The 16748-nt window shown below is 60.5% G+C and carries 12 protein-coding genes and 2 pseudogenes; 3 read left to right on the top strand and 11 right to left on the bottom strand.

Annotated features, from left to right (window positions below):
- Positions 1 to 16: 16 nt before the first annotated feature.
- The 10 genes and pseudogenes from A2G06_05620 to A2G06_05575 all read right to left on the bottom strand — a co-directional run bounded on the left by A2G06_05620 (position 17) and on the right by A2G06_05575 (position 10352).
- Positions 17 to 628: an N-(5'-phosphoribosyl)anthranilate isomerase gene (locus A2G06_05620; GenBank protein ID ANA39902.1), complete on the bottom strand. Its 612-nt coding sequence runs from the start codon at positions 626 to 628 to the stop codon at positions 17 to 19.
- A gap of 4 nt (positions 629 to 632) precedes the next feature.
- On the bottom strand, positions 633 to 1988 hold the full coding sequence (locus A2G06_05615) for a TrpB-like pyridoxal-phosphate dependent enzyme (GenBank protein ANA39901.1): 1356 nt from the start codon (positions 1986 to 1988) through the stop codon (positions 633 to 635).
- Positions 1989 to 2035: 47 nt separating this feature from the next.
- Positions 2036 to 2836 carry an indole-3-glycerol phosphate synthase gene (locus tag A2G06_05610; protein ID ANA39900.1) on the bottom strand — a complete coding sequence of 267 codons (801 nt, stop codon included), beginning with the start codon at positions 2834 to 2836 and terminating at the stop codon, positions 2036 to 2038.
- Positions 2837 to 2840: 4 nt separating this feature from the next.
- Entirely contained in the window at positions 2841 to 3893 is a 1053-nt protein-coding gene (locus tag A2G06_05605) for an anthranilate phosphoribosyltransferase (protein ANA39899.1), read from the bottom strand.
- 132 nt (positions 3894 to 4025) lie between these two features.
- Entirely contained in the window at positions 4026 to 4595 is a 570-nt protein-coding gene (locus A2G06_05600) for an anthranilate synthase component 2 (GenBank protein ID ANA39898.1), read from the bottom strand.
- 13 nt (positions 4596 to 4608) lie between these two features.
- Positions 4609 to 4845: a YgiT-type zinc finger domain-containing protein gene (locus A2G06_05595; GenBank protein ANA41603.1), complete on the bottom strand. Its 237-nt coding sequence runs from the start codon at positions 4843 to 4845 to the stop codon at positions 4609 to 4611.
- On the bottom strand, positions 4845 to 5159 hold the full coding sequence (locus A2G06_05590; GenBank protein ID ANA39897.1) for a hypothetical protein: 315 nt from the start codon (positions 5157 to 5159) through the stop codon (positions 4845 to 4847). Before A2G06_05590 ends, A2G06_05595 begins: the two co-directional genes overlap by 1 nt.
- Positions 5160 to 5165: 6 nt before the next feature.
- A pseudogene (locus A2G06_05585) lies at positions 5166 to 6589 on the bottom strand (anthranilate synthase).
- Between the two features lie 326 nt (positions 6590 to 6915).
- Positions 6916 to 9207 (bottom strand): histidine kinase, encoded by a 2292-nt coding sequence (locus A2G06_05580; GenBank protein ID ANA39896.1) that lies wholly within the window; start codon positions 9205 to 9207, stop codon positions 6916 to 6918.
- Complete coding sequence (locus tag A2G06_05575) at positions 9204 to 10352, bottom strand: ABC transporter substrate-binding protein (protein ID ANA39895.1); 1149 nt, start codon at positions 10350 to 10352, stop codon at positions 9204 to 9206. Before A2G06_05575 ends, A2G06_05580 begins: the two co-directional genes overlap by 4 nt.
- Before the next feature lie 217 nt (positions 10353 to 10569).
- Between A2G06_05575 and A2G06_05570 the strand changes: the two genes are divergently transcribed.
- Positions 10570 to 12522 carry a molecular chaperone HtpG gene (locus A2G06_05570; GenBank protein ANA39894.1) on the top strand — a complete coding sequence of 651 codons (1953 nt, stop codon included), beginning with the start codon at positions 10570 to 10572 and terminating at the stop codon, positions 12520 to 12522.
- Positions 12523 to 13536: 1014 nt separating this feature from the next.
- Here A2G06_05570 and A2G06_05565 read toward each other — a convergent pair.
- Positions 13537 to 13950, bottom strand: a pseudogene (locus A2G06_05565) (transposase).
- 1392 nt (positions 13951 to 15342) lie between these two features.
- Between A2G06_05565 and A2G06_05560 the strand changes: the two are divergent.
- Positions 15343 to 15783, top strand: a complete 441-nt coding sequence (locus tag A2G06_05560) for a hypothetical protein (protein ID ANA39893.1) — start codon at positions 15343 to 15345, stop codon at positions 15781 to 15783.
- A gap of 114 nt (positions 15784 to 15897) precedes the next feature.
- Positions 15898 to 16134 (top strand): hypothetical protein, encoded by a 237-nt coding sequence (locus tag A2G06_05555; GenBank protein ID ANA39892.1) that lies wholly within the window; start codon positions 15898 to 15900, stop codon positions 16132 to 16134.
- Positions 16135 to 16748: the final 614 nt, after the last annotated feature.

Here is a 16748-nt window from a genome sequence, read left to right as displayed (position 1 = left end):
AGTCCCGCCCTTCTAATTACCATCCCTTGGCCCGCCGGATGAACTCCCGCACCCTGGCCGCGTCCTTCCGGCCGGGCGCGCTTTCCACGCCGCCCGAGACGTCCACGGCATAGGGCTTCACCGTTTCCACCGCTTCCCGCACGTTGTCGGGGGTGAGTCCCCCGGCGAGGATGAGCGGGCCGAACGCCTTTGCCGCAGCTGCGATGTCCCAGTTGAAGGTGAGGCCGGTGCCGCCGTAGGCCTTGGGGGAATAGGCATCCAGCAGGTGGGCCGCCACGCGGTAGTGCCGGATCGGGTCGAGGCTGGTGATGTCCTTCACCCTGAAGGCCTTGATCACCCGACGCTCCACGGCGGCGCAGAACTCGGGCGGCTCGTCGCCGTGGAGCTGGACCAGATCGAGACGGCAGCGGGCGGCCGTGTCGTTGACGAATGCCAGGGGACGGTTCACGAAGAGCCCCACGGTCTGGATAAACGGCGGAAGCCCGGCGATGATGCCGGCGGCCTGTTCGGGCGTCACGTGGCGGGGCGATTCGTCGTGAAAAACGAAGCCCAGGGCGTCGGCCCCGGCCTCCACCGCCACGAGGGCATCCTCAAGGGATGTTATGCCGCAGATCTTGACGCGGACCATCCGTTCACAGTTCCACCTTGGGCAGTTTGGCCAGGGACTCCCGGATCATCTCCTCGGGGTATTCGACGTCTTCCAGGCCGCCGGAGAGGTAGGCGTCGTAGGCCACCATGTCCAGCTGGCCGTGGCCCGAGAGACAGAAGAGAATGGTCTTTTCCTTCCCCTCCTCCTTGGCGAGGACTGCCTCGTCAATGGCGGCCCGCACCGCGTGGGACGATTCGGGGGCCGGCACGATCCCCTCGTGCCGGGCAAAGAGGTGGGCAGCCTCGAAACAGGCGGTCTGGCGGTACGACTTGGCCTCGATGAGGCCGGCATGGTGGAGTTGCGACACCAGGGGCGACTCGCCGTGGTAGCGCAGCCCGCCGGCGTGGATACCGGGCGGCATGAAGTCGTGCCCCAGGGTGTACATCATGGCGATGGGGGCCATCTTGGCGGTGTCGCCGTAGTCGAAGGCGTAGATCCCCTTGGTCAGGGTCGGGCACGAGGCGGGCTCCACGGCCAGGCAGCGGACGTTCTTGCCGGCGGCCCGGTCGGCCAGGAACGGGAAGGCGGTGCCGGCGAAGTTGGAGCCGCCGCCGCAGCAGGCGATGACCACGTCGGGGTAGTCGCCGGCCAGGGCCAGTTGTTCCCTGGCCTCCTGGCCGATGATGGTCTGGTGGAGGCAGACGTGGTTCAGGACGCTGCCCAGGGCATAGTTGGTGTCGGCGCGGGAGGCGGCATCCTCAACCGCCTCGGAGATGGCGATGCCGAGGCTGCCGTTGCTGTCCGGGTCGTGGGCCAGGATGGAGCGCCCGGCGTTGGTGAACTCGGACGGCGACGGGATCACGTTGGCCCCCCAGAGCTGCATCATGCTCTTGCGGTACGGCTTCTGGGTGCACGACACCTTGACCATGTAGACCGTGCACTCGAGCCCGAACATGGAGCAGGCCAGGGCCAGGGAACTCCCCCACTGCCCGGCGCCGGTCTCGGTGGCCAGCCGCCGGATGCCGGCCTGCCTGTTGTACCAGGCCTGGGGAATGGCGGTGTTGGGCTTGTGCGAGCCGGCCGGGGACACCCCTTCGTACTTGTAGTAGATCTTGGCCGGGGTGCCGAGGGCCTGCTCCAGCCGGTGGGCACGGTAGAGGGGGGACGGCCGCCAGAGCCGGTAGATCTCCCGCACCTCTTCCGGGATCGGGATCCACCGTTCGCCCGAAACCTCCTGCTCGATGATGGCCATGGGGAAGATGGGGAGGAGGTCGTCGGGGGTCACCGGCTGAAGGTTCCGGGGGTTGATGACCGGCGCCAGGGGGCCGGGCATGTCGGGGATGATGTTGTACCAGTGGGTCGGGATGCGGCTTTCGTCCAGCACTATTTTAGTTTGCATCGGATCTCCTTTGCGATGGCGTCTGTCTGATCGTGGGGGTCACTGAACTACCCCAGAAGTTCCCGCAACGTGGCCCCGATATCCTCCTCCCGCATGAGGGACTCGCCGATGAGGAAGCCGTGGGCGCCGGCAGCCTGGAGGCGGAGGATGTCGTCGCGGCTGGTGATGCCGCTCTCGGCCACCACGAACCGGTCGGCGGGGATCATGGGGATGAGCCGCTCGGTGGTGCCCAGGTCGGTGACAAAGGTGCGGAGGTTGCGGTTGTTGATCCCGATCAGGGTGCAGCTCGACGCAAGGGCCGTCTCCAGCTCCTGCTCGTCGTGGACCTCCAGCAGCACGTCGAGATACTGCTCCCGGGCAAACCCGGCCAGATCCTCGATCTGCGCCGGTTCCAGCATGGCGGCGATGAGGAGGATGGCGTCGGCACCGGCGGCGCGGGCCTCGTACACCTGATAGGGGTCGAACAGGAAATCCTTGCGCAGCAGCGGCAGCCGCACCTGTTCCCGGATCAGGGCCAGATAGCGGAGGTTGCCCAGGAAGAACTGCTCGTCGGTCAGGACCGAGAGGCAGGCGGCGCCGTTCTGCTCGTAGGTCTCGGCGATCTCCAGGGGATCGAAGTCGGGGCGGATGACCCCCTTGGAGGGGGACCCTTTCTTCACCTCGGCGATGACGGCGGTCCAGCCGGAGGCGTGGCAGTCCCGCAGGGCACGTTCGAAGCCGCGGGGCTGGTCCTCCAGGTCCGCGATGCGGGCCTTCACCTCGGCCAGGGGAGAGGCGGAGCGGGCCGCGGCCACTTCGCCCCGCTTGTGCTCGACGATCTTCTTCAGGATATCGGGGGTATCGGTCATGGGTTTACTCGTTGGTCAGGGTGATGAGTTCTTCCAGCTTTGCCAGGGCACGGCCCGAGTCGATGGCCTCGGCGGCGATGCGGACCCCTTCGGCCGGGTCAACGGCCTTGCCGGCGGCCACCAGGCCGTAGGCGGCGTTCAGGAGCACCACGTCGCGGCGCGGCCCCTTCGCTCCTTCAAGGATGCCGCGGACGATGCGGGCATTGCCGGCCGCGTCGCCGCCGCGAAGCTCTCCGGGGGGACAGAAGGCGAACCCGAACTCCTCGGGCGTGATGGTCCGCACCGACACCCCCTCCCGGGTCACCTCGGCGAGGCGGGTTTCGCGGGTGAGGGTGATCTCGTCCATGCCGTCCATGCCGTGGACCACGAAGCCCCGGCGGCAGCCCAGCTTGTGAAGGACGCGGGCCAGGGGCTCCACCAGTTCCTCCCGGTAGACGCCCAGCACCTGGCAGTCGGCGCCGGCCGGGTTGGTGAGGGGGCCGAGGATGTTGAAGATGGTCCGGATGCCGATCTCCTTGCGGGGGCCGATGGCGTGCTTCATGGCGCCGTGCAGGGCCGGGGCGAAGAGGAAGCCGATGCCGATCTTCGCAATGGCGTGCTCCACGGTCTCCGGGGTCACGTCCAGGTTGACGCCCAGGGACTCCAGCACGTCGGCGCTGCCGCAGGCCGACGACACGGCCCGGTTGCCGTGCTTGGCCACCTTGACCCCGCAGGACGCCACCACGAAGGCGACGGTGGTGGAGATGTTGAAGGTGTTGGTGCCGTCCCCGCCGGTGCCCACCACGTCCAGGATCGTTTCCTGGTCGATGTTGATGTCGTCCCGGTCGATATCGAGGACCCCCTTGCCGACCCGGATGGGGGTGGCCCGATCCCGCATGACGCGGGCCGCGCCGGTGATCTCCTCCACCGTCTCACCCTTCATCCGCAGGGCGGTGATAAAGGCCGCGATCTGGGCCGGGGTCGCCCCGCCGGACATGATCTGGTCCATCACCTCGATCATTTCCGCTTCCGTGAGGTCGATGCGCTCGACAACCTTGGCGATTGCTTTTTTGATCATTGTACCTTCCTCGTGAAACGTGGATTTCGTGCAAGGTCAAGGCGTCCGGGGAAAGCCAGCGCAGGCGTATCGATCAGTACGTCGAGCATGTCTTTCCGCAGGACAACGCGGAGATTGCGGAAAAGCCGCGTTTCACTTCGTCATCTCCAGGAAATTACGGAGCAGGTCCATCCCCCCCTCGGTGAGGATCGACTCGGGGTGGAACTGGACCCCCCAGACCGGCAGGTCCCGGTGGGCGAGGCCCATGATCTCCCCCTCCTCCACCCAGGCGGTGATCTCCAGGCAGTCCGGGAAGCTGGCCCGCTCCACCACCAGGGAGTGGTACCGGGTGGCATTGAAGGGGTTGGGCAGCCCCCGGAACAGCCCCTGTCCGTTGTGATGAATCGGGGAGGTCTTGCCGTGCATCAGGGTGGAACTGCGGACCACCGTGCCGCCGAAGGCCGCGCCGATGGACTGGTGCCCCAGACAGACGCCCAGGATCGGAATCTTCCCGGCAAAATGCCGGATGGCGGCGACCGATATCCCGGCCTCCTCGGGGGAGCAGGGTCCGGGGGAGATGACCAGGCGCCGGGGCGCCAGGGCCTCGATCTCATCCAGGGTAATGCCGTCGTTGCGGAAGACCCGCACATCCTCGCCCAACTCGCCGAAGTACTGGACGATATTGAAGGTGAAGGAGTCGTAGTTGTCGATCATCAGGAGCATGAATCAGATAACCTCAGGCGGCAAGATCGGTAATATCGACGATGGCGTGCCGCGACCGGGCATCTTCCACTATCTTTTCGATTCTGGCGGCGGTGGCGTCGTCAATCCAGTCGGCACCGCATTGTGAGCACACGGTGGCCGGGACATTCCTGACCACGACCACGCCAAAACCCAGGTCAGCCGTAAACGTCGTCTTTCCTGCTTCCATGTCCCCGCCGCATAACGGGCAGACGCCAGTATTTTCGCTCATCATGGCAACCTCCGGGTCTTGAAATCCGCCTCGAAATGCCGTGAATCAGGCCGATACACGGTTATCACGTAGCAACTCCCCGACGTTTCATCATAGGCCGCGACCACGTGGAGCGGGTCGCCGGCAGGGAATCCGAGTACCAGAATGCTCGGCAGGGGTTTATCTTTCTCGTACACCTCAATGACATCACCGTCACTGAGACAGGTCAATACCATTTGTCGGGAAATGCCGCGCTCAAGCATCCTGGTCAAAGCGTGTCGTTGCCACGATATCTTTCCCAAGACAACGGCCTGTTGCAGCTTTCTCGCGTCCATAACCGGCTAATCCAACCCCTTTTCCGCCGTCTCGATGGCCTTCACCACGGCCATGGCCTTGTTGACCGTCTCCTGGTACTCGGAGGCCGGGTCAGAGTCGGCCACGATGCCGGCCCCGGCCTGGAGGTGCACCACGCCGTCGCGGATGACGAGGGTGCGGATGGCAATGGCCAGGTCCATGGTGCCGGAGAAGGAGAAGTAGCCCACGGCTCCGCCGTAGACTTCCCGGCGCACCGGCTCCAGCTCGTCGATGATCTCCATGGCCCGCACCTTGGGGGCGCCGGAGAGGGTGCCGGCCGGGAAGGTGGCCCGCACCACGTCGAAGGCGTCCCTCCCCTCGGCCAGTTCGCCCTGGACGTTGGAAACGATGTGCATCACGTGGGAATAGCGCTCGATCACCATGAGCTCCGACACCTTCACGGTGCCGGTGCGGCAGACCCGCCCCAGGTCGTTGCGCCCCAGGTCCACGAGCATCACGTGCTCGGCCCGCTCCTTGGGGTCGGCCAGGAGTTCCTCGGCCAGTTGCTCGTCCCGCTCGGGCGTGGCGCCCCGGGGACGGGTGCCGGCGATGGGGCGAAGCTCCACGCGGCTCCCCTCCCGGCGCACCATGACTTCGGGCGAAGCGCCCACCACCAGGGTATCGTCCAGGCGGAGGAAAAACATGTAGGGCGACGGGTTCAGGGTCCGCAATACCCGGTAGATGTCGAGGGGATCCACGGTGAGCTCGCCGGAAAAGCGCTGGGACAGGACCACCTGGATGATGTCGCCGGCCCGGACGTACTCCTTGGCCCGTTCCACGGCATCCTCGAACGCCTCCCGGGTGACGTTGGAAGAAAAGGAGACCTTCCGGGCCGCGGCCGCGGCGGGCTGGGCCGGAAGCGGCGCCTTGAGCCGGGCGATGATCCCCTCGATCCGGGCAACGGCGTCGGCATAGGCCGCTTCGACGGAAACGCCCTCGTCCAGGTGGGCATTGGAAACCACTGTGATCTTCTGGCGCATGTTGTCGAAAATCACGATGGTGTCGGTGATGAGGAAGCAGGAGTCCCAGGCGCCGATCACGGCGGGTTTGTCCGTGGGAAGCCGCTCGAAGTGGCGGACCATGTCGTAGCCGAGGTACCCCACGCGCCGCCGAAGAAGCGGGGAAGCCCGGGGATCTCCACGGGCCGGAACCGGGCCAGGAAATCGCGGACAAAGCCGAGGGGGTCGTCCGTCGTCACTGCACGGGTCTCGCCGTTGGTGATGATCTCGACGGTGTTGCCCCGGCTGCGGATGACCGTGGAAGGACTGGCGCCGAGAAAGGTATAGCGGGCCCACTTTTCGCCCCCCTCGATACTCTCCAGGAGAAACGCGTAGCGGCCGTCGTCGAGCTTGCGGAAGGCGCTGACCGGGGTGTCCATGTCGGCCATGATCTCGCGGCAGACAGGAATCAGGTTGCCCCGGGCGCCAGGGCGCGGAAGGTATCCACATCGGGGAAATACACAGGGAGGCTCCGGAACGGGTCGGCACGGGAGGTGGAACGGAAAAAAGACCCTTTTTAGAATGGGTTAAACTAGCACGGTATACGGCGGAGTGTCAAGAAAGGGCGCAGGAGGAAAAGGTACGGACCGGGCGTCAGGTGGGGCATCGACTCCAGGAAAGAGTTGGACTCCAACAAGCCGCCGGGGGCATTGGCATAGCCGTGCCCGCCCGCCGGTCGACCGGCGCAGTGGCGCCGCCACGGTCCGCATCGGCAATGGGGCGCCTCGGTTCTCAGTGCTCACCCTTTAGGGATCTGCTCCATGCTGCCCCCCTCGGACTGCCCCAGGGTGAAATACACGGTTGCCCCCTTGCCCACCTCGCCCTCGGCCCAGACGCGGCCACCGTGGCGCTGGACGATCCGCAGGACCGTGGCGAGCCCGATGCCGGTCCCCTCGAAATCCTCGGCCCGATGGAGCCGCTGGAACGGGCGGAACAGCTTGTCCACGTAGCGCATGTCAAAACCGGCGCCATTGTCGCTGACAAAGATGGCCCGGGTGCCGCCGATGTCGGTCGCGCCGACCCGGATGTGGGCCTCCTCGTTTTTCGCCGTGTACTTCCAGGCATTGTCCACGAGGTTGGCAAGGGCGACGCGCAGAAGCGTCGGGTCCCCCTCCGCCGTGATTCCGTCTTCGATCTCGAAGGAAACCCGCCGCTCCGGCCAGCTCTCTTGGTGCTCCCGGGCCAGCTCCCGTCCTATCCGGCTCAGGTTCACCCGCTCCCGCCTCATGATCTCGCGGGAAACGCGGGACAGATCCAGGAGGTCGTCGATGAGCTGGCCCATGCGCCGGGCCGCGCTCCTGATCCGTTCCAGGTACATCTTTCCGTCGTCGGGAAGAACGTCGCCGCACTCCTCCATCAGCGCCAGGCCGAACCCGTTTATGTGGCGCAAGGGCGCCCGGAGGTCGTGGGATACCGAATAGCTGAACGATTCCAGTTCGCGGTTGGCTGCCTCCAGCAGGGCAGTCCGCTCGCGCACCCGCTCCTCCAGCTCCGCATTGAGCTGACGAATCCTCAGTTCCGCCTGCTTGCGCTCGGTAATCTCCCGCAGCACCGCCTGGACGGCCGGCTTGCCCTGATGGGTGTAGGGGATGCCCACCACTTCCACGTCAACCACGGTTCCGTCCAGGCGAATGACCTGCTGCTCGCACAGCGGCACCGGACTGTGTTCCTGGTAGAGCAGCTTGATCCGCTCGGCAACCACCTGGCGGCTGTCGGGATGGACGAAATCCGTGATCTCCCGCCCCAGGAGCTGAGCGGCGGTGTCCGCACCGTACAGGCGCAGGGCCGCCGGGTTGGCGAACACGTAACGCCCCTCGCAATGGATGACGATGGCATCGGGCGCGGATTCCACGAGCTGGCGGTAGCGTTCCTCGCTTTCCACCAGCCGGTCCTGGCTCGACTGGTATTCGTCAAGCTGCTGGCGCAGCTCCTCTTCGGTCATGGCCAGCTCTTCGTTGCGCTCCTTCAGTTCGCTTTCCCGCGTCTTGACTGCGTCGGCCATGGAGCGGAATCCGCCCCCCAGTTCGTCTATTTCACGGAAGCTGCGAGGCAGAGGCACAACGTCATAGTTGCCGTGGGCGATCTGCCGGGCGCTGGCCATAAGCGCCGTGACCGGACGGAAGATCACCGACCTCCCCGCCAGGGCCAGCAGCGAAGCCAGCACGATGGTCGACAGGGTGGCGATCCGGAAAATTATCTCGATCTCGTTCACCGGGGCCAGTGCCGTGGCCAGGGGAACCTCGACGATGACGAGCCAGCCCGTCCCCGGAATCTGCACCACGCTGCCGAGGTGGCTCTCGCCGTTCACCATGTAGGTATGGGTGCCGGCCTTGCCCGCAAGCCCCTCGCGGACGATGTCGAGCCCGCCCAGGTCGGTCTGCCGTCGGACCAGGGAGTAATCCGGATGGCCGATGACCTTGCCGTACCTGCTGACGATGATGACCGTCCCCTTGTCGTCGGGGTTTGCATGGGCGGAGATGTCGCTCAGCACCCTGAGCCCGAGGGTGCCGACCACGACCCCCTCCCCGGCCGGCGCAGCGAACATGACCGCCGGATCTCCGGAAACGGACGACAGGAACACCTTGGACCGGCTCAACTCCCCTGTGGTGCGCGTTTCCAGGAAGATCGGCAGCCTGGAGAAATCCATGCCGAGGTAATCGCCGGCCGAGCCCTTTGCATTGCGCGCAAGTGCAACGTTCACGACCCTGCCGGTGCGGTCGAGCAGGAAAAGCGATTCGAAGAGACCGGTGGAACTGATCTCTTCCGCAAGTTCGACAGACTGGCTGGCCAGGTCCTTATCATCCTCCAGAACCTTGCCGATGTGCTCGATGAAGTTGGACGGTTCCCGCAGGCTGCTCTCCACCTCCCGCGCGACCGACCGCGCCAGGGTGAGGTTGCTTGCCCCCACGTGATGCAGAAGGTCGCCGCGCTGGACCGACCGCGCGACCAGGCCCACGGTGAGCACCGGCACCACCGCAACCACGAGCAGGGCAACCAGCAGAGCCGTCTTGAAGCTTATCCTCCGGTTCACGGCACCTCCACCCGCCGGAACGCGCCCTGACGCACGGTCATCAGGAACGGCTTCCGGTCGGCATCGCCGAAACGGTCAATGGTGAACTCGCCCTGAAGGCCGGGGAAGGTGCCGATGCCGAGGATGGCCCCCTTGAGGTCCCCGACGGTGCGGGCAGACGCGAACGCCTTGCCGATCACCCGCACCGCCTGGTATGCATAGACGGCGCCGAAGTCGGGAATCTGGCCGAAGCGTGCGTCAAAGGATCGGCAGAAGGTCACATAGGGGGTGGAGTCATCATCACGGATGAAGTTCTGGCAGTAGACGATCCCCTCCACGGCGGAACCGCCGTGCACGAGGAGCTCGGGCGTGCTGGACCATTCGGTGGCGAACAGGGCCATGGCGGTGTCGAGCTTGCGGATCTGCTGGCAGAACATGGCGGAATCCACGCCACCGGCCAGGATGAGAACCCCCTGCGGCTTCTTTGCCAGGAGCGTTCTGGCCACGGACAGGTAATCGGTCTGGCCGGACGCATCGAAGGAGACCGCCGGCGCGACAGTGCCGCCCAGCGACTCGAACTGCCGGGTGAACGCCTGCCGCCAGTCGTCGGTGTAGGAGCGGTTGGAAAGGTCGTACACCACGGCCAGCCGGGACAGCCCCAGGCTCTTGCGGGCATATTCGGCCAACTGCCGGATCTTCTGGGCATTGGTGGGATAGATGCGGAGGAAGTTGTCGTCCCTGCCGCTGAGCTCGCCCGTGCTCACGGTGGGGCTTACCATGATCACCCGCGAATTGTTGACGATGGGCACCGTTACCACGGCCATGGAACTGGTCATGGGACCGACGATGGCGGTGACGCCGGCCGCGATCAGCTCGCGCACGGCGGTCTGCGCGCTCTCGGCCTTGCCCTCGTCGTCGCGGACCACCAGTTTCAGGCGCTTTCCGTTGATACCGCCTGCCCGGTTGATCTCCTCCACGGCAAAAATGGTGCCGTCGCGGCCGGCAACGCCCAGATCGGAATGGCGGCCGCTGAGGGTGCCCAGATAGCCGATTTTCAAAGAGTCGTCGCGTCGGCATCCCGACATGGTCGAAACCATGACAGCCGCACACACGAGCAAGGCAGCCGGGCGCAGGGCGAAAAGCCGCGTAACGGGCCTGATTACCATGGGAATCGTTCCTCCGTGGACGAATGTCCTCAACACGGCTACGCATGTCCCTGTCGAGCAACTCCCGATGGTCTGCAAACAGTGTTCCACACCCCACAGGTTACGCCCCGGAACCGGAAACGCCACTCCGTCACATCATCCCCCTTGAAATTCGTTGCGGCGATGATTAGGTTAATGACCACGCGCACACCACACCCCAAAGGAGATCACCATCCCCATGAGCAAGACCGTCAAGAAATTCGAAACCGAAGTCCAGCAGCTCCTGGACCTCGTGATCCACTCCCTCTACTCCAACAAGGACATCTTCCTGCGGGAGCTCATCTCCAACGCCTCCGACGCCATCGACAAGGTCCTCTTCGAGTCCCACCAGAACGCGGCGGTCATCGAGGGCGAGCCCGAAGGAAAGATCAAGCTGATCCCCGACAAAGAGGCCGGCACCATCACCATCCGCGACAACGGGGTCGGCATGACCCTGGAGGAAGTGGAGAAGAACATCGGCACCATCGCCCATTCGGGCACCAAGGCATTCCTGGCCAACCTGAAGGAGCAGAACGTGGCCGACCACCCGGAGCTGATCGGCCAGTTCGGGGTCGGCTTCTACGCCTCGTTCATGGTGGCCGACCGGGTCACCCTCCTCACCCGCCGGGCCGGCCACGACAAGGCGGCCGGGGTCCGCTGGGAGTCCACCGGCGACGGCACCTACACCGTGGAGGAATGCGCCAAAGAGACCCGCGGCACCGAGATCACCCTCCACCTGAAGGAAGAGATGAAGGAATACCTGGACGAGTGGAAGATCCGCTCCATCGTCCGCAAGTACTCCGACTACGTCCAGTACCCCATCGTCATGGACGTGACCCGCACCGAAGTGCCCAAGGGGGTAAACGGCGAAGAGATCGAAGGGGCCGGCACCATCGAGAAGACCGAGGAGGAAACCCTCAACTCCATGAAGGCCATCTGGACCCGCTCCAAGAGCGAGGTGACCGAGGAGGAGTACGAGGAGTTCTACAAGCACGTCTCCCACGACTTTGAAAAGCCGCTGAAAACCATCCACTACTCGGCCGAGGGGACCAGCGAGTTCAAGGCCCTCCTCTACCTGCCGGCCCACAAGCCCTTCGATCTCTTCATGCCCGAGCGCAAGAAAGGGGTCCAGCTCTACGTGCGCCGGGTCTTCATCACCGACTCCTGCGAACAGCTCCTCCCCGACTACCTTCGCTTCGTCAAGGGGGTGGTGGACTCCAGCGACCTGCCCCTCAACGTCTCCCGTGAGATCCTGCAGGAAGACGTGCAGATCAAGCGGATCCAGAAGAGCCTCGTCGGGAAGATCCTCTCCACCCTCTCCGAGATGCGCGAGAAGGAAGCCGACGACTACCTGGCCTTCTACAAGGAGTTCGGCCCGGTCCTTAAGGAAGGGGTCCACTTCGACTACGCCAACCGGGACAAACTCCAGGAACTGCTCCTGTTCGAGAGCACCGCCACCGACGCGGGTTCGTTCGTCTCCCTCAAGGAATACCAGGAGCGGATGCCCGAGGGGCAAGAAGAGATCTACTTCATCACCGGCACCAGCCGGACGGCCCTGGAGCAGTCGCCCCACCTGGAAATCTTCCGCAAGAAGGGGTACGAAGTCCTGTTCCTGACCGATCCGGTGGACGAATGGGTGGTGCAGGGGCTGCCGGAATACGGCGGCAAGAAGCTCAAGGCCGTTGACCGGGGCGACGTGATCCCCGCCACCGAGGAAGAGAAGAAGGAGCAGGAAGCCAAGCGGGAAGAGGCGGCAAAGCAGTACGGCGACCTCCTCTCCTTCGTGAAGGAGAAGCTGGCCGAGCGGGTGAAAGAGGTGCGGCTCTCCAACCGCCTCACCGACAGCGCCTGCTGCCTGGTTGCCGACGAGCACGGCCTCAACGCCAACATGGAGCGGATTCTCCGGGCCATGAACCAGACCGTGCCCGAGTCCAAGCGGATCCTGGAACTTAATCCGGACCACCCCATCATGCAGGTCATGGCCACCCTCTTCGGCAAGGACAAGAGCAACCCGCGCCTGGCCGACTACTGCGACCTCCTCTACGACCAGGCCCTGCTCACCGAAGGATCGCCCATCGCCGACCCGCTCCGGTTCACCCGGCTCGTGGCCGAGCTGATGGTGGCGGACGGCAAGGCCGCCGCGGGGGAATAGGCCGGTAGGCCAGCCCCCCCTCCCCCGCGCAGTACTCAGCACCAATCCATTCCTGATTCCCGCCAAGGGGAGCCGAAGCATCGGCTCCCCTTTTTTCGTTTCTATAACCGTTGATCGCCGCGTTTTATCGGGATTTTCCTGACTTGACAGGGTGGGTGCGCGCTGAGATAGTTTCGGTGCGGGTGTTCATTAACTCTTTCAATATGAATATGTGAAAGGAGTCCCCAAAAGGCTTGTGAAGAGCGGTCTCAATGGGGAGAGTGGTTACGTCCCATGAGGTACGCGTCGCGCTATGTTTACACGAGGGGATTAATGGTCGGTGATTATTGCGTGTTGCGGACGAGCAACAACTATTGATCGAGGAAGAGGAGCTTGCTTCTCCCGGGCAGAAGAGATGGGCGGCCGAAGCACGGGGAGTGGCCGCATGGGCGGTTCAGGAGTTCAGTGGTGTAACGTTGTCTGATTTTGCCAAAAGGTTCGAACGAGACGTCTCGTCCATGAGTGCTGCAGTCAGCAGACTGGAACAGCGACGGAAAATAGATCCATGAATTGCCGATAGACTAGGACGGGGGGGTGAGCTTGAAGATGCAACCTGTCAAGCCTGACCCCATGGCATGCACTGGCTTGACAGGGTGAGTGCGCGCTGAGATAGTTTCGGTGCGGGTGTTCATTAACTACTTTGAAGTAAAACGTAATGTGGGAGGTGTCCGGAATTTCTCCCGGGACCAAAAGGTAATGATAGTTAAGTATGGTGTCCCCGGAATTCTAAAGCGAGTGCCAGTTATGGCGGTGGGCCGTCTTCTCAATGTCCCATTCCAGAGCTTTGAGCACGTCGTCATAGGCATCGATCATTGCCAGATCGATTTGCACGATCTTGCGCACCTGTAGATCGGGAAAATGCTTGTCAACACCTTGCCGGTTGCTTTCAACAGCAAGATGGACGCCGATTTCCGGCAGATTGTATTGGATGGCCGTATTGTGAATGTGAGCATAAAGTTCGGCCCTCTTGCGCACCAGATGGGTTCGATGGCGCAGTAGATCGCGGGTGGCGCGCATCTCCGGCGGGTAGACGTAAGCGATAGGGAACGAGCCGCCACGTAAAAGCACCGCGATCTTGTGGGAATCGATCTTGTCATTCTTTGCCTTCCCGCCGTGAACAGCTTTCATGTACAGGGCATGACCGAGAACGAATTCGATACCTTCCTTGCGGCAGAGATCAGCGAGCCAGTACCAGGCAAACATGCATTCCACGCCGACCACCAGGTCATCACGGAAAGGCGCTACCGTTTTCAGAAAGGCTTCCGGAGAGCTGGCAATATTCCGATGCAGCAGCACTTCGCCCCCTGCATCTAGGACGCAGACGAACATTTTCTTCGCATGAAGATCGATGCCGCAGTAATGTGTGTGTGATTTCGTGTAGAATCTCATGTGTAAGGCCTCCTTTGGAGAGTGGGTTTCGCCAAAGTCCAGCATACGGCAAAATTCCGTATGCCCAAGGGGGGCCTTACATAGTATCCAGGAAGATACACCGGGCCGAAATGCCGCCCGGTGATCTCCCGGCCCGGTGATCAGAGGAGGTGCGAGGTTTGCTATACGATTTATATAATGAGATATCTAATGCGTGTTGCATCATTACCGTGTTTTTGGGAGCAGAGAAGATAAGTCAAGGGACAGGGTTCAGTTTTTTAGCAACTGGAGAAATAATGACAGCTGCTCACGTTGTAACAGGACGATATCCTATTCGGCAAAGAGACGCCAACGACCCTGAGTTGAAGATTTTCACAAAATTCCCGTCATATCCAGTCACTGAATACAAAGTAGGGCTGTGTTGCATCACTATCAAGGTGCCTGGCTTCCTAGAAGATGTCCAGATCGATATGGCCATTTTAGCGCCAATGACAAAAGCAACAGAATTTCCACATATTAGAGTACAAACTGCTCCACCTAAACTGGGAGAGGAAGTATTCATTGCAGGTTATTCCGACGAATTGAAGCTTCCATTTGATGTGGACAAGCTATTAGACAAAAAGATCACTGGAGCTACTGATTTCATCAATGCCATGAATAATGGCTATATGGCTGATATGACAGGGCCACTCATAAAACGTGCTGTGGTTGGAAATTGCAGGAGGATATTCGCTGCGAACAAAAGCGCTAAAATAGAATGTGACGTGTTCTATGTTGACAATGGAATGCATTACGGTGCTAGCGGCGGGCCAGTTATCAATGCTAAAGGGGAAGCAGTAGGGGTGATAACGCAAAGAGCCGTAACGTCAGCTTCTCAGGAAAAAGCTCCGGGTATATATGTTCCATCAGGGTCTACTGTATGTATCGGATTTAACCCACTTCTTACCATCGCAGAAAGAATTTAAGGAGCAGAGAAGTGGAGGCGGCGAGAGGCGGGGTCAGCCCTTTCCGGAATTCTAAGTGGACAACAGGATAATGTGAGGGAAATGTAAAATGAACTGGCTCGGCTATTTAGTACTCGGATTTTTGATATTACTATGTTTGGTAATTGCAGTATCTGGTTTTCTACCCAGGCGTACAATAACAGGTAAATTTGATAAAACTATAGTCTACTTGCTTGCTGAATACGCTTATAAGCCGCAGTTGATTGAAAGTCTCGTTGAAAAACTCAACTCGCAGAATTCACGCACAATAAGAGTGCCATTGTCTGTCACATGGGCGGGAGCGGTTAAGCCTCAATTTAGAAAAATTGACAATATAGGTGCAATGTTTTCAGGATTGTTCACAGTGTTTTTATTTTGCACCGCTTTTACAGGTTATATACCAGTTTATAATTCAGTTATTGATGGGTACATGCTGTTTGTAGTTTTATTATGTATTGTAGTAACATTTGGTTACTACTACAGATCAGTAGCTTCAGATTTGTCTTATATTGAAGACAAGTATATTGTCACCGCAATTAATATAAAAAAATACTATTTTAACAAAGATTTGTTAGATGAATTTGATATGAAAGTTGTAGATCAAATTTACAGTGAAATTAAATTGGATCTTGATATACACAAAACAAATGTTGGATTTGGGGGCATTCTGTTGCTGCTGGTCCCGGTCTTTGTTGCGTCCAGTTCAAAGTTTTCTGATGCTGTGCCACCTTCTATCTCTATATCCTTTACGGTAGTCATTGCTATGACAACTTTGTTTAAGTGGATGTATGAAAATTATCGCAGTAGGATTATCTATATCGGAGCTAACGCCGTGACAAGAATTAAGTTAATGGAAAGGCAGCAGATATAAGCAAGGAGGAGCTGGGGTGTCCAACCAAAAAGTTGGACCGGGGCAGAACAGCCGCCCGGTCAACTTCCAGAACGTTATACCAAGAAGTAAAAAACCAAGAAAAGGAGAATCAAAATGGCTTTAACTCTCACAAATCTTGACTCCGAAACTCGCAGTTTCATAACTCAAGAAATACTTGCCGACATCGCCGCAGGGAAACTCTACATTAGCGCCCGACTCAGCCTTCCGGAGTACAAAGTTACCCTGAAATCCTCAAGTTGGCCGCTGAACAACATGACGATACTTGGTTTGCAGCTCAACTCCAGGGGAAGTTTAACGCTACGGAAAACCGAAACGTCAAAGGCAAGATAATTAGCGCCAGTGTTCCCGTAAACGCCCATGAAATGTTGGCAGAGGGAGAGTTCAATAGGTTTTATCTCAGAGGTCTTTGTCTGCGAGCAATTCAAAATAATATCCCTCACCTTGTAATTTATCGTGCTAAAGCAGTAAGCAACCCGAGAGCCGAATCAGAAGCCAAAATAGGAACTACTATTAACCCCGCTTCGCTTCTTGCCGACCTTTGCAACAACATCGGAATTGACACGGCGCTTGGATTGCCCGCAGGCCCGAACTCTGGATTAAGCGCGAAGCTACCTTAAACGAACAAGAGACGACCTTCATCATCTATAGTGGCGACACGGCCATAATCGCTATCTGGACCACTTTGCAACTCGTAAATATGGGGCTCACCGGCAATACCTAAACCGCAATCAAGTAATAAGTCGGTGAGCCTCTCGCAAAACTCCTTCTCAATGTCTGTCATCGTCTTTCCTCCTTTGAGTTGGAGGAGCAGAAGGTATAACAATCGGCGGCAGACAGTCACCGCTGACGCTACGCTGCTGCGCCTCATGCACGTTGAACAGCAGAGGAATCATGAATGAAAACAGCTTGAGAATTCTGGGGACACCAGACAAGGGAGGAATTCT

It is taken from the genome of Geobacter anodireducens, from assembly GCA_001628815.1.
GTDB lineage: Bacteria > Desulfobacterota > Desulfuromonadia > Geobacterales > Geobacteraceae > Geobacter > Geobacter anodireducens.
This window is presented reverse-complemented; position numbering and strand designations above follow the sequence as displayed.